Source organism: Arthrobacter sp. FW306-04-A, assembly GCF_044358315.1.
Classification (GTDB): Bacteria; Actinomycetota; Actinomycetes; order Actinomycetales; family Micrococcaceae; genus Arthrobacter.
In genome coordinates, this window is sequence record NZ_CP084559.1 from 2,580,591 (window position 1) to 2,592,743 (window position 12,153).

Consider the following 12,153-nt stretch of genomic DNA (forward strand, 5'->3'; position numbering starts at 1 on the left):
AGAGATTGCAAGTAACCGACCGTCTGCCTGCTGCTGAAGGGCACGGCACGCGCGCCGCAAGCAGCTCAGGCACATCAGGGTCCGTTGCGGAGAGCGAGCCACGCTGCGGACCTAGAAGACCAGGCTCCCATTCCCCTTGTGAGCAGACCATGACTGTCAACATCGTCACGCAGCTTGAAGTAAAGTCGCACAATTCCCCCGATGAAACCCGCCGTCCGGACAAAACCGTGGTGGAGGTCGTCACTGTCGGTGACTACACCATCGGCCGCCTCACCTTCGAACCAGGCTGGACGTGGGCGGATTGCATCAAACCGGTGGTCCAAACCGATTCCTGCCAGCTCAACCACGTGGGGTACTGCGTCGCCGGCTCCCTCGAAGTCGAGACAGAGGACGGAAAGAAGATCAGCATTTCCAAAGGAGATTCCTACACCGTCCCGCCAGGACACAACGCCTGGGTCGTAGGCGACGAGTCCTTCTCGGCCATCGAGTTTGTCAGCGCAGCGGAATATGGAGTCAAGCCCGAGTAGCAGCCCTCCTCCCTTGAAACCCGCCTGCCGGTGTCCCGGATCCTTAGTCCGGGACACCGGCAGCAGCACACCCGCACCCAGCAATCAAGGAGTCCCCATGCGCAAGGCCTTGCTCATCGTCAGTTCGCTCTTGTTCCTCGACACCATCGTCCAGCTGTACCTCGCCGGATTCGGAACCTTCGGCGGGAAGCTCCTCGGAGACGCATCATTCGACCCGCACACGATCAACGGACAGATCGTCATGCGTTCGCTTGCGCTCCTCGCGATCCTCTTCGCCGCCCTTGCCAAGTCCGGTAAGTCGACCATCTGGCTCACCGTAGGCATCTTCCTGCTCACGTATGTCCAGCTCGCGGTCTTCATTGTCGGGGGCATCCTGACCGGAGGGAGCCGAGAGAATCCCAACCTGCCCGGCGCATGGGCCGTCTCTGTGCACGCCGTCAGCGGGCTGCTGATCATCTTCTCGACATACTGGCTCTTCCTCCGCGCGCGGCGTCTGGACCGAACTGGGAGTGCCGTGATGGCCAAGACCCAGGAGTCCCTCCCGGCGTCGTCCTGACCGCGGGAAAACTGCGGCAATGCCGGCGTCGGCCGTACTTGGGATCGACTTGATCCTTGCCGGGTTGTGCGCGGCTTCGTCGATCGGCGGGCTCGGCGCGTGGTTCGTACGGGCGCGGCCGGCGGCCCCCGTCTGGCTTCCGGCATGGGCCGTCACGGCGAGTGCGTTACTTGGATTGGTGCTCGCCGCCGGCCGAATGGCGGTTCTCCTCACGGGACGGTCAGAGCTCGTCGGCGACCGGGTTCTCGGATGCCTCGCCTTCACTGTGCCCGGCGCGGCGATCGGCGCCGTGGTACTGACACTCACCAGGCGGGCACGCGCCGTCGTCCTCCCCGTGCTGGTGGCGGCAGCGGCGCTCACGACGGCGGGACTCCTGTCTGTCGTCACGCTCGGCACCCCGGCGGGCTGGCTCCCTCTGGCTATTCTGGCTGTGCTCGTAGTCCTCGGAACTGCGTCCGGGACCCTCTGGGCCAGGCATGGCTGGCGGAACCGGGGGACGATCGCCGCCGGTTCCCTGGGAGTGGTTGTGCTCGTTGGAGCCCTCGCGGTTTCATGGATGGACAGCCGGGCCGAGCCGCCGTCGTCGTTCCACGCCATGGGTCACCACGCCGGCACAAGCCCCGTTGCGGAGACCGCCCGCAGCGTGGACGCTCTGCGCGGGCCCGCACCGCTTGGACGGGTGCGCGAGTACACCCTTCATGCGCGCAGCGAACGCGTCACGCTCGACGACGGCACAAACGCCGACGCGCTCACGTTCGGCTCGCTGCCGGGACCCGAACTGCGGGCCAGCCAGGGCGAGACCGTGCGTGTGAGACTCGTGAACGACAATGTGCCGGACGGGGTGACACTCCACTGGCACGGCTACGACGTGCCCAACGCGATGGACGGCGTCCCGGGTGTCACCCAGGACGCGATCATGCCGGGTCAGAGCTTCATCTACGAGTTCCCGGCCGCGCAAGCCGGAACCTACTGGTACCACACCCACCAAAACGCATCCACCGACGAGCCGAAGGGCCTCTATGGAGCGCTCGTCGTCGACCCGCCAGGCGGCTCCGCTCCCGATATCCAGGACATCACGGTGCCCGTGCACACTCTCGGCGGCTCCACGCTTTTCAGCGGGCACGCTGCGGTCTGGACGGAACAGAAAGCCCCCGGATCACGCGTGAAGCTACGGATCATCAACACGGACCAGCTCACCCAGCGATTCAGCCTATCCGGGGTCGCGTTCAGGCTAACGGCGATCGACGGCGGCGACCTTGCCTCAGGCGACGGCCCCGCGGCAGGGGAAATGACCGGGACCGTTCTGCCGCTCGCCGCCGGCGGACGCTACGACGTCGAGTTCACCATGCCCGATCAGCCGGTCCAGCTTGCCCTCGAAGGCGCGCGCACCGGTGGGCTCTCGCTCGTTCCACGGGCAACGCCGTCGGACTCCCCTGTGCCTCCGGTACCTGCACCGCGCTTCGTGCCCGGCCCCGAGCTGGATCTGGCCACCTATGGTGTGCCCGCCGCGCTCCCGACCCCTAGCCCCGATGTGTCGGTTACGTATGTTCTTGACCACCTGATCCGCTTTGTCGACGGAGTGCCCCGCTTCGCGTTCACCGTCAACGGTGCGGTGTATCCCAACATCCCGCCCCTCCTGGTCCAGGACGGCGATCGCGTACTCGTCACCGTGGTGAACCGAAGCGACGACGTCCACCCCATGCACCCCCATGGGCACCACGTGCGCGTGCTATCGATCGACGGGCGTCCGGTCAGCACGGATCTCCGCATGGACAGCATGGAGGTGCGGCCGGGACAGATATGGACAATGCTGCTCACTGCGGACAATCCCGGCATCTGGATGGACCATTGCCACAACCTCGCCCATGCCCGGGACGGAATGATGTTCCACCTTGCCTACGACGGCATCTCGTCGCCCTTTAAACACGATGGCGTCTCACAGAACCGCCCGGAATGATGGACAGGACGCAGAAAAGGGAACCACCCGCTCGGGTGATTCCCTTTCAGTGCTGCAGACTTACTCGATGGTTCGAATAAGGCCACTAGGGTGGAGCTGAGGGGACTCGAACCCCTGACCCCCTGCATGCCATGCAGGTGCGCTACCAGCTGCGCCACAGCCCCGAACTTTGCTTGCCGGGGACTTCCATCCCCGCCGGAGCAACTCGTCAATACTAAACCACAAGGATGTGAGATAGGAAATCGAACGCGGTCCGCTGCGGACAGCCGAGGTGCGGTCGATTACTCGGCCGCACCTCCCCCCATTACTGCCCCTCAGCTGGTTGCGCAAACAACGAGCCGCCGCTTCGAAGTGTAGAGTCAGGATGGTCATTAAACAAACCGTTCAACCGGCTTACGATGTGCCGGGCGTCGGGGAGACTTGATGGGAAGCAGAAAATAGAGCACGTGCGCTGCGAACTCTATGCCGGCCAGGAATGGGATCGGGCTCCCGGAGACCGAAATATCGGCGGTCACAATGGTAGCGTTATGGTTTCGCAGCCCGGTGCCGGGTTTTCGTGAGAGGGCCCCTACGTGTGCCCCTCCGGATCCGATTGCCCTCACCGGTCCCGGGCTCAGTCGGATTCGTGTACTCAAGTATCCCGGATGTAGAAACCCGAGAGGTCTCAAGGCTGATCATGCAACAACGTGCCAAAGCCACCCGAACAGCGGTGATTGAGGGAGCAGCGTCGATCTTTGAAGAGGTCGGATACGGTAATGCGAGCCTCAGCGACGTCACGGAGCGCGCCGCCGTTACCAAAGGCGCGTTGTATTTCCATTTCAAGTCGAAGGAAGACCTGGCGCTGGCTGTCATCGCCGAACAGCACAACATTGTGCGTGTCGCGGGAGAGAGGATTGCCGCGGCCGGGTTGCCGGCACTGGAAACCATGATCTCCATGTGCAGAACATTCGGCCAGCAGTTGCTCGATGAGCCAATTGTACGGGCCGGCATCCGGCTGACGTTCGAGGCCTCAGCATTCAACGGAGATGTCAAAGGCCCCTACCAGGACTGGGTCGCCACCATGGAGATACTGACCCGCCAGGCTCAACAGGAGGGTGACGTGCGGTCCGATATTGATGCCGCAGACTTCGCCCGATACCTGGTTGCGTCCTTCACGGGCGTTCAAATGGTGTCCAACGTGCTGACCGAACGACGTGACGTTCTCAAGCGGATTGAGGACATGTGGCGTTTCATGATGCCGGCCATCGCGCGACGCGCTTGACATACCTACCAGTCGGTTTGTAGTTTTCTTCCTATGGAGATTGGCGACACCGGCAGCACACCAAAGGGCGCGGCCACACGCAGCGAGATCCTTAGGGTTGCGGCGGATGTCTTTGCGCGAAAGGGTTTCGAGCAGACCCGGATGGACGACATCATCCGCGAAGTCGGGCTCACGAAGGGAGCCATCTACTTTCATTTCTCTTCGAAAGCGCTGTTGGCCCAGGCCGTCGTCGACGAGCAAAAGGCACGTTGGCTACGCCGCGTCCAAGAGGAAATTCTCAGCAAGAACAACCCACCTGAGGAATTGCGCACTCTCGGGGAGTTCATGGTCAGAACTGTCCTGAGCGACTCTTCCGCGTGGGGCGTGGTGCACCTTGCCAATCAACTGGCCTCCGTGAAGGGGCATCCCGGCGGCGCCTCTCCCCTCGCCTCATGGGTGGACCTCGTGGCGGGCATCCTTCGACGAGGCCGAGCAAGCGGCGTCTTGACGTTTTCAGGAGATCCCAATGACTCCGCAACGGTCATTGTGGCCGCATTCGATGGACTGAAGTCAGTCACTGACGCCCTCGATCCCCGGGATCTCGACGCCTTCGAACGACGTGCCGGACTTCTCTTGCAACTCCTCGAACGGCAGTTCCTTTCCAGCTAGCAAGGCAACCTAATCCAACAGCTAACGACCCCCACATAACCAAGAAACAAACCGCACAGTCAGTTTATTAGGAGTAAAAATGAACATCTCAGCCAAAACAGCCCTCATCACTGGAGCGTCTACGGGCATCGGCTCAGTCTTTGCCCGAAGGCTGGCCGCCGAGGGCGCGCGCCTGATATTGGTTGCCCGCAGTGAGGACAAGCTTGACGAGCTTGCGCGCGAACTCCGCGAAGACGGCACCGAAGTGACTGTCCTGGCGATGGACCTGAGCCTCCCGGACTCCGCGAAGGAACTCCATCTCGCCACCGAAGCCCTTGGACTCACAGTGGACATCTTGGTCAACAACGCAGGCTTTGGGACGCATGGACAAGTTCTCGATGCCGACGCCGATCGTTTCAGCGAACAGATCCAGCTGAACTGCTCCACCTTGGTCGGAACAACGACGCGATACCTGCCGGGCATGGTCGAGCGCGGCACAGGCGCCGTCATCAATATCGCGAGTACAGCCGCCTTTCAGCCAATACCCCACATGGCCGTTTACGGCGCGACAAAGGCGTTCGTGCTCTCGTTCACCCAGGCACTCTGGGCCGAAACACAAGGCACAGGCGTGAAAGTCCTTGCTGTTTGCCCCGGCGCTACGGACACGCCCTTCTTCGAAATCGCCGGCGAGGCGGCAGCCGCTGGATCCATGCGGACTCCAGGTCAAGTTGTGGAAACCACCCTTTCCGCGATCCGTGCGAACAAGCCGAGCGTTGTGGATGGCCGACTCAACTCCTTCATTGCCCGGGTGGCCGTCAAGCTACTCCCGGAGAAGCTGGTGATCGCAGCGGCGGGACGAGCAGTGCGCCCCGCCAACCAAGCCTCGTAGCTCACGCGGACGAGCTATACAGCCTGGTCCGGTAGCAGTGAACCGCGGGCCGCGCCCACCATGCCTTCCACAGCGCGGGCAAGGTGCGTACCGCGGTCACTGACGCCGTCCCAGCGCACCAGCGCTTGGGCATTCAGGCCGTCAACCATGCCCAGGATCTGCCAGGCGACGGATGGAGCGTCGAAAGTCTCGAACTCACCCGCCGCGATCCCCGCTTCGACAAGACGCTGCACCACTGCCTGCCAGGCGTCCATCTGCTCACGAACGCAGGCTGCGAGCGCCTCGTTCCGACGCCCCAGGGTCCACGCCTCCACCCAGATGGCAGTGACGTCGAGACGGCTGCCATCCATGAGCGTTTCGAGGAGCATCCCGAGCCGCTCCAAGGGAGTGGGCAACCGGTCCAGGAGGACCGAAACCTCCTCGGTCTCCGCCGCCACGATGGTGGCGAAGATGCCTGCCACCAGCGCGTCCACATTGGGTTGGTAATGCGCGACGAGGCCCGAGGCCACCCCCACCCGCGCTGCCACGTTGCGCAGCGTAATGGCGGAAAGCCCTTGCTCAAGCGCTATTTCCTTGGCCGCCTCGGCTATTTCGGCAGCGCGTTCCGCCGGCGTCTTCCGCGCAGCGCGTTTCTGTATGGTGCTTGACATCACACAACAGTCTAAAGTAAGTTTTCGTCTTATTGATCATGCGATCAATAAGAATCGCAAATACCTAGCCACATACCAAGGCAAGGACGCCCTGGCCCTGTGGCTACCAACCTCAAACCACGGAGGAGTCTTCCATGGCCTGGAGAATGCCAGCCGAAACTGAACAGCACGAGCGCACTTGGATGGCGTTCCCCCGCACCGGCCTGACCCTAGGCGACGACGCCGCCTCGGCGGAAGAAGCGTACGCGGCCTGGACCGCCGTCGCGCACGCGGTGTCCGAGTTCGAACCCGTCACCATGGTGGTCGACCCCAGCGAACGCGACCGGGCCAGCCGGATGCTCGCCTCCGGGATCGAACAGCTTGAGGCACCGCTCGACGAATTCTGGATGCGCGACGTCGGACCCACCTTCGTCGTCGACGACGAACGTCCCGGTGTGCTTGGCGCAGTCGACTGGATCTTCAACGGCTGGGGCGCACCTGCCTGGTCAGAGTGGCAAAAGAGCGCCGGGATGGCACGCTTTGTCGCCGAAAAGGCCGGCGCGGAACTGGTCATTTCGCTACTGGTCAACGAGGGCGGCGCCATCCATGTCGACGGCGAGGGCACCGTCCTCGTCACCGAAACCGTCCAGCTGGATCCACACCGAAACCCATACGCAGGTAAGGCACGCGTCGAAGCGGAGCTGTCACGCACGCTCGGCACCGCGCACATTGTATGGGTACCGCGGGGCCTTACCCGTGACTACGAGGACCTCGGCACGCGCGGCCACATCGACATGGTGGCCACACTGCCCTCCGCCGGCCGGGTCCTGCTGCACTCGCAGACCAACCCCGAGCACCCCGATTTCGAGGTCAGCCGCACCCTGCAGCGGTTCTTCGAAACCCAGGAGGATGCTACGGGGAAGCCGTTCGAGATCACCCTGCTTCCCGCGCCTGAGACCCTACGGGACGGGGAAGGCTTCGTTGACTGGAGCTACGTCAACCACCTCGTGGTCAATGGCGGCGTTATTGCGTGCGGCTATGGCGAAGAGCGGGCCGACGCGCTGGCCGCGGAGATCCTGGCGGAGGCCTACCCGGGCCGTCGAGTCGTCACCGTGGACGCCCGGCCAATCCTCGCCCGAGGCGGCGGAATCCACTGCATCACGCAGCAGCAGCCCAGGCTCGACGGGCCGGTGGCACGATGAGCCGCTTCGACGTCGTCGAGGCCTCGATCGCGCAACTGCGGACCGCCCTGGACACCGGCAAAGTCACCAGCGAGGAACTCACCCAAGCCTACCTGGACCGCATCGACGCCTACGACCGCAACGGCATCAAGCTCAACGCCCTCGTCGTCATGAACCCCGAAGCGCTCGCCGACGCCCGCGCCTCAGACAGGCGCCGGGCAAACGGCACCACCCTCGGGTCTCTTGACGGGATCCCCTACACCGCCAAGGACAGCTACCTGGCCAAGGGACTTACGGCTGCCGCCGGCTCCCCCGCGTTCGAACACCTCACCGCTCAACGGGACGCCTTCACCATCGAACGCCTCCGCGCCGCCGGGGCCGTGCTCATCGGCCTGACCAACATGCCGCCCATGGCCAACGGCGGCATGCAACGCGGCGTGTACGGACGCGCCGAAAGCCCTTACAACGCCGACTACCTCACCGCGGCCTTCGGCTCCGGTTCCTCCAACGGCTCCGGAACCGCCACCGCGGCAAGCTTCGGAGCCTTCGGACTGGGCGAGGAAACCTGGTCAAGCGGCCGCGCGCCGGCGTCGAACAATGCCCTTTGCGCGTACACGCCCTCGCGCGGGCTCATTTCCGTGCGCGGCAACTGGCCTCTGGTCCCCACCATGGACGTGGTAGTGCCTCACACCCGGTCCATGGCAGACCTCCTGGAACTGCTCGATGTAATCGTTTCCGACGACGCCGAAGCCCGCGGCGACTTCTGGCGCGATCAGCCGTGGGTGGAGATCCCGGCCGCGTCCCGGGTCCGCCCGGCTTCCTACCCGGCACTGGCACCATTCGACGTCGACGGCGCACGCTCCGCTTTGGAAGGCAAACGCTTCGGGGTGCCGGCCATGTACATCAACGCAGACCCCGGCGCCGGCACTAGCGACAAGCCCGGCATCGGCGGACCCACGGGTCAACGAATCCAGACGCGCGATTCCGTGATGGAACTCTGGGAGGCTGCCCGCCGGGATCTTGAGTCAGCAGGTGCCGAGGTGGTGTTGGTGGACTTCCCTGTGGTTTCAAACTACGAAGGCGACCGCCCCGGCGCACCCACCATCGCCACCCGCGGGCTCGTGAGCCCCGAATACCTGAAACGGGAGATCGTGGACCTCGCCGCGTGGGCATGGGACGACTTCCTCGCGGCAAACGGGGATCCGGCACTCAACAGCCTGGCCGACGTCGACGGCTCCGCGATCTTCCCACACCCCGATGGCTCGCTCCCGGACCGCTACGACGGGTTCGACGACGACATCGCCGACTACCCGGCGCACATCCGTGCACACCGGGTATCCTCCGTCACCGACATCCCCAACCTCGAAGAAGGCCTCCGCGGCCTCGAGGAAACCCGCAGGCTGGACCTGGAGGAATGGATGGATGGTCTGGGTCTGGATGCAGTCATCTTCCCGGCCGCTGCCGACGTCGGACCAGCCGACATGGACACCAACGAAGCCTCGGCCGAACCCGGTTGGCGCAACGGCGTCTGGGTCGCCAACGGCAACCTCGTCCCCCGGCACCTGGGCATCCCCACCGTCACTGTGCCGATGGGCACCATGTCCGATATCGGCATGCCCGTGGGACTCACCTTCGCCGGGCGCGCCTACGACGACACCGCACTCCTAGCCTTGGCCGCAGCCTTCGAAGCAACAGGCGAGCGCCGCACCGCTCCCCCGCGCACACCGCGCCTCGACTGACGGATCAGGTGGACTCGTCGTCGAAAGGAGCCTTTTGCCCGGCGGCCAACCGCACGACCGGCCGGGCAGGGGGCGACGCCGGCGGCTGCGCTTGGACTGGAGTGACAGGATTCGGCGGTGGATCTTCCTCCAAGAGGGCCTCGCGGATGATCCGTCGGGGATCATATTGGCGTGGATCCATTTTGCGCCAGTCGATGTCCTCGAATTCGGGGCCTAGCTCCTGGCGGATCTTTTCCTGCGCGCCAGAGGCCATGCGCCGCAGCTCTCGGATGAGCCGCCCGAGCTTCCTCGCATACTCTGGAAGTTTCGTCGGGCCGAGGACCAAAGCCGCAATGATCAGGAGAAGAACCACCTTCTCGACCGAAATATCGATCATGTCTCCATTCTAAAGCCACCGCGTGGACGTTCCGTGGGCCTCCCGGTCGTCGGTGTCGGGCCCGGCCAAGGTCAGGAAACTTGTCCAGGATTTCCGCGGCGCAAGAGGGTCCAACAGGACTACGATGGTGGCGCCGGGTACTCGGCAGCCGTGGTTCCTTGGGGCTATCCCGAATGAGGATGTGGGTTCATGAGCGAAGCAGCCGTAAACAAGTCAACTCCCACGCGGGCAGCATTGTGCGTGGGAATCAACAATTTCAAGAACCTGCCGCAAAGCAGCTGGCTCCACGGGTGCGTCAACGACGCAAACGACCTCGCTGCGTTGTTGCGGGGGCAGTACGGTTTCGCACCTGACGACGTCACAGTCCTGGTCGATGCCGCAGCGTCAAAGACGGCGGTCCTCGGAGCGTTGACCGGGCTGGTGGAACGCGCGGAAAGCGGTGACCTCGGCCAGATCGTGTTCACCTTTTCCAGCCATGGCACGCAGATCCCGGACACGAATGGTGACGAGGCCGACGGCCTCGACGAGTGCTTCGCGTGCTATGACATCGACAGCGCCGGCGATTCCTGGAACAAGGACACCGTGATTGTCGACGACGAGCTCCACGAGTTGCTGCTTCGACTGCCCGCGTCGGCGCGCATGGACGTTGTCCTGGACACGTGCCACAGCGGGACCGGCCTGCGCGCCTTGGACCTGATCCCGGGGCGGCGCCCACGATTCCTGCCGCCACCGACGCCCGAGGGACTGAGCAGTGTGGAGACCCTCGAGACCACCAAGAAGTCGTCGCTGAAGGAACTGTCCCAGGGCACCAACGGCGCAGACGGCGTGCAGGCGGTGCTCATGGCCGCGTGCCGGGACGACCAGACGGCCACAGATGCGTTCATTGATGGCAGATACAACGGCGCATTCACCTACCATTTCGTCAAGACCCTCAAGTCAGACAGCGCCTTGTCCAGAGCTGAGCTACTCAAGGCTGTCTCGAAAGCCCTCAAAGAGGGCCGGTTCGACCAGGTGGTACAGCTGGAGGCCACTCCGGCCCAAAAGATGGCCAGTTGGGGATCTTGACGCAGGTCTAGGAGATGGCGTAGAACGCGACGGCGAGTCCAGCAGCCATCAGGGCCTCGCGGACCCCTTTCAATCGAGGCACAGCGTGCGATTTACTCTCGGCAGGCATCGCGAATGTACCTAACAGCCACCCTGTGGCCGCGAAGAGCATGAGCAGCGCGCCCATGATGTCAACAAGGATGGTGCCCAGTTCGTGCCCTGGATGATCCGACGAGGATCCGGTTCCGCTCGATGCGGAAAGCAGCACCCAGGCTGAAAGGGCCGCCACCAGTGCGCCGTAGATCGCTGACAGCCGCCCGGTCTCGCCGGACCCCTTCCCTTGGAACACGATTCTCACGGCGAACGAAACGAAGACGACGCCAATCACAACCCCCAATGGCACGACGGCGAGCGGCGCCCATCCGAGCCCTACCATCATCATGGCCGCGGCCAAGACCCCCGCGGCGGCCGCCTCAATCCGGGCAGCGACGCTTTTGGCCCGGAAGATGGCTCCGAAACCCAACACGGCCGCCGCCCCGAAAAGCAGCAACAATCCGCCCACAACAAACCAATTTCGGAACATACCCTGTCAATCCTCCTGCGCACTTCCGGTTGAAGCCCACCCGCAGTCATATCACTTCGGAATGGGAGAATCCTGCGTGTAGTCCGGCTTCCGGACATCCAGGAGCCGGAGAAGCCCCGCGGTCCCTGGACTAAGGCGTGCCGATTATCCCTGGAATGGCAACGCAATGACTCCGGAGCGGACAATGATGGTGCAACCGAGAGCGATGTACACCACTGGGATGACCCAGTTCCCGGCCCGGCGGCAGAGGGCACCGACCTTCGGGTGTGCCGTCAGCCAATAGCCGGCCGCACACCACATTGCCACCATCACCGCGAAAGTCAGTCCTGTGGTGGCCGTAGCAGCAGGTCCCAACGAGCGAAATAGCGGTATGTACACAGAAATATTGTCTCCACCGTTGGCTACCGTCACGGCGACAACCACGGGCAGCGTCAGTGACCAGGGCTTCGGTGGATCTCCGGACGGGCGCACAACCTTGAACAGGGCGTAGCTGCCCAAAACCAGCGGAACCAAGCCGAGGAGACCCACCCACTCCACCGGGACAGGTGCGAGTGCCCAGGCTGCCGCAGCCGCCGCAACCGTCAGTATTCCGATGCCGATGTACTGGCCTATCCAGATTCTCCAGTATCCAGGCGCCCTCCGCGTCCTGGCCGACAGGAAGAGAACCGACAAAACCAAGAGGTCATCAAGGTTTGTCGCAGCAAAGGCTCCAGCCGCTGTCAGTACGGTGCCGCAGAGATTTTCCATCGCTCCAGACACTATCGCGTCGGACTACGGGTCCTTG

At 63.7% G+C, this 12,153-nt stretch carries 13 protein-coding genes and 1 tRNA gene; 9 read left to right on the forward strand and 5 right to left on the reverse strand.

Translation table 11 applies throughout. The annotated features are described in order from the left end of the window. The first annotated feature begins 149 nt into the window (after nucleotides 1–149). The 3 genes from LFT43_RS11815 (at nucleotide 150) to LFT43_RS11825 (ending at nucleotide 3,040) form a co-directional block, all read left to right on the forward strand. Nucleotides 150–527 carry a cupin domain-containing protein gene (locus LFT43_RS11815; RefSeq protein ID WP_395796997.1) on the forward strand — a complete coding sequence of 126 codons (378 nt, stop codon included), beginning with the start codon at nucleotides 150–152 and terminating at the stop codon, nucleotides 525–527. A gap of 97 nt (nucleotides 528–624) precedes the next feature. Further along, nucleotides 625–1,083, forward strand: a complete 459-nt coding sequence (locus LFT43_RS11820; protein WP_395796999.1) for a DUF6220 domain-containing protein — start codon at nucleotides 625–627, stop codon at nucleotides 1,081–1,083. A 19-nt stretch (nucleotides 1,084–1,102) separates the two neighbouring features. Continuing rightward, nucleotides 1,103–3,040 carry a multicopper oxidase domain-containing protein gene (locus tag LFT43_RS11825; RefSeq protein WP_395797001.1) on the forward strand — a complete coding sequence of 646 codons (1,938 nt, stop codon included), beginning with the start codon at nucleotides 1,103–1,105 and terminating at the stop codon, nucleotides 3,038–3,040. Between the two features lie 91 nt (nucleotides 3,041–3,131). Here the strand turns inward: LFT43_RS11825 and LFT43_RS11830 are convergent. Further along, nucleotides 3,132–3,204 (reverse strand) — tRNA-Ala (locus tag LFT43_RS11830). Between the two features lie 512 nt (nucleotides 3,205–3,716). On the opposite strand from LFT43_RS11830, the gene LFT43_RS11835 reads away from it, so the two are divergent. The 3 genes from LFT43_RS11835 to LFT43_RS11845 all read left to right on the forward strand — a co-directional run bounded on the left by LFT43_RS11835 (nucleotide 3,717) and on the right by LFT43_RS11845 (nucleotide 5,817). Continuing rightward, nucleotides 3,717–4,301, forward strand: a complete 585-nt coding sequence (locus tag LFT43_RS11835; RefSeq protein ID WP_395797003.1) for a ScbR family autoregulator-binding transcription factor — start codon at nucleotides 3,717–3,719, stop codon at nucleotides 4,299–4,301. 33 nt (nucleotides 4,302–4,334) lie between these two features. Next, nucleotides 4,335–4,949, forward strand: coding sequence for a TetR family transcriptional regulator (locus LFT43_RS11840; RefSeq protein WP_395797005.1), 615 nt, complete (start codon nucleotides 4,335–4,337; stop codon nucleotides 4,947–4,949). A gap of 79 nt (nucleotides 4,950–5,028) precedes the next feature. Further along, nucleotides 5,029–5,817: an SDR family NAD(P)-dependent oxidoreductase gene (locus tag LFT43_RS11845; protein WP_395797007.1), complete on the forward strand. Its 789-nt coding sequence runs from the start codon at nucleotides 5,029–5,031 to the stop codon at nucleotides 5,815–5,817. Between the two features lie 14 nt (nucleotides 5,818–5,831). Here the strand turns inward: LFT43_RS11845 and LFT43_RS11850 are convergent, their stop codons facing one another. Continuing rightward, on the reverse strand, nucleotides 5,832–6,467 hold the full coding sequence (locus LFT43_RS11850; protein WP_395797009.1) for a TetR/AcrR family transcriptional regulator: 636 nt from the start codon (nucleotides 6,465–6,467) through the stop codon (nucleotides 5,832–5,834). A gap of 134 nt (nucleotides 6,468–6,601) precedes the next feature. Here LFT43_RS11850 and LFT43_RS11855 point away from each other — a divergent pair, with 134 nt between their 5' ends. Both LFT43_RS11855 and LFT43_RS11860 read left to right on the forward strand, forming a co-directional pair. Beyond that, nucleotides 6,602–7,648, forward strand: a complete 1,047-nt coding sequence (locus LFT43_RS11855; RefSeq protein ID WP_395797011.1) for an agmatine/peptidylarginine deiminase — start codon at nucleotides 6,602–6,604, stop codon at nucleotides 7,646–7,648. Further along, on the forward strand, nucleotides 7,645–9,366 hold the full coding sequence (locus LFT43_RS11860) for an amidase (protein WP_395797013.1): 1,722 nt from the start codon (nucleotides 7,645–7,647) through the stop codon (nucleotides 9,364–9,366). The genes LFT43_RS11855 and LFT43_RS11860 overlap by 4 nt, the downstream gene beginning before the upstream one ends. A gap of 4 nt (nucleotides 9,367–9,370) precedes the next feature. Here the strand turns inward: LFT43_RS11860 and LFT43_RS11865 are convergent, their stop codons facing one another. Next, complete coding sequence (locus LFT43_RS11865; protein WP_395797015.1) at nucleotides 9,371–9,742, reverse strand: sec-independent translocase; 372 nt, start codon at nucleotides 9,740–9,742, stop codon at nucleotides 9,371–9,373. 189 nt (nucleotides 9,743–9,931) lie between these two features. Between LFT43_RS11865 and LFT43_RS11870 the strand changes: the two genes are divergently transcribed. Next, nucleotides 9,932–10,807 carry a caspase domain-containing protein gene (locus LFT43_RS11870; protein WP_395797017.1) on the forward strand — a complete coding sequence of 292 codons (876 nt, stop codon included), beginning with the start codon at nucleotides 9,932–9,934 and terminating at the stop codon, nucleotides 10,805–10,807. Nucleotides 10,808–10,814: 7 nt separating this feature from the next. Here the strand turns inward: LFT43_RS11870 and LFT43_RS11875 are convergent, their stop codons facing one another. Both LFT43_RS11875 and LFT43_RS11880 read right to left on the reverse strand, forming a co-directional pair. Then, complete coding sequence (locus LFT43_RS11875) at nucleotides 10,815–11,369, reverse strand: hypothetical protein (protein ID WP_395797019.1); 555 nt, start codon at nucleotides 11,367–11,369, stop codon at nucleotides 10,815–10,817. Nucleotides 11,370–11,513: 144 nt separating this feature from the next. Beyond that, the gene (locus LFT43_RS11880) at nucleotides 11,514–12,116 is read right to left on the reverse strand and encodes a cadmium resistance transporter (protein WP_395797021.1); all 603 of its coding nucleotides are present in this window, start codon (nucleotides 12,114–12,116) and stop codon (nucleotides 11,514–11,516) included. Nucleotides 12,117–12,153: the final 37 nt, after the last annotated feature.

What these genes read in the sequence shown, in the direction of transcription:
- LFT43_RS11815 (WP_395796997.1), top strand. Translation starts at nt 150, where the DNA reads ATGACTGTCAACATCGTCACGCAGCTTGAAGTAAAGTCGCACAATTCC.
- LFT43_RS11820 (WP_395796999.1), top strand. Translation starts at nt 625, where the DNA reads ATGCGCAAGGCCTTGCTCATCGTCAGTTCGCTCTTGTTCCTCGACACC.
- LFT43_RS11825 (WP_395797001.1), top strand. Translation starts at nt 1,103, where the DNA reads ATGCCGGCGTCGGCCGTACTTGGGATCGACTTGATCCTTGCCGGGTTG.
- LFT43_RS11835 (WP_395797003.1), top strand. Translation starts at nt 3,717, where the DNA reads ATGCAACAACGTGCCAAAGCCACCCGAACAGCGGTGATTGAGGGAGCA.
- LFT43_RS11840 (WP_395797005.1), top strand. Translation starts at nt 4,335, where the DNA reads ATGGAGATTGGCGACACCGGCAGCACACCAAAGGGCGCGGCCACACGC.
- LFT43_RS11845 (WP_395797007.1), top strand. Translation starts at nt 5,029, where the DNA reads ATGAACATCTCAGCCAAAACAGCCCTCATCACTGGAGCGTCTACGGGC.
- LFT43_RS11850 (WP_395797009.1), bottom strand. Translation starts at nt 6,467, where the DNA reads ATGTCAAGCACCATACAGAAACGCGCTGCGCGGAAGACGCCGGCGGAA.
- LFT43_RS11855 (WP_395797011.1), top strand. Translation starts at nt 6,602, where the DNA reads ATGGCCTGGAGAATGCCAGCCGAAACTGAACAGCACGAGCGCACTTGG.
- LFT43_RS11860 (WP_395797013.1), top strand. Translation starts at nt 7,645, where the DNA reads ATGAGCCGCTTCGACGTCGTCGAGGCCTCGATCGCGCAACTGCGGACC.
- LFT43_RS11865 (WP_395797015.1), bottom strand. Translation starts at nt 9,742, where the DNA reads ATGATCGATATTTCGGTCGAGAAGGTGGTTCTTCTCCTGATCATTGCG.
- LFT43_RS11870 (WP_395797017.1), top strand. Translation starts at nt 9,932, where the DNA reads ATGAGCGAAGCAGCCGTAAACAAGTCAACTCCCACGCGGGCAGCATTG.
- LFT43_RS11875 (WP_395797019.1), bottom strand. Translation starts at nt 11,369, where the DNA reads ATGTTCCGAAATTGGTTTGTTGTGGGCGGATTGTTGCTGCTTTTCGGG.
- LFT43_RS11880 (WP_395797021.1), bottom strand. Translation starts at nt 12,116, where the DNA reads ATGGAAAATCTCTGCGGCACCGTACTGACAGCGGCTGGAGCCTTTGCT.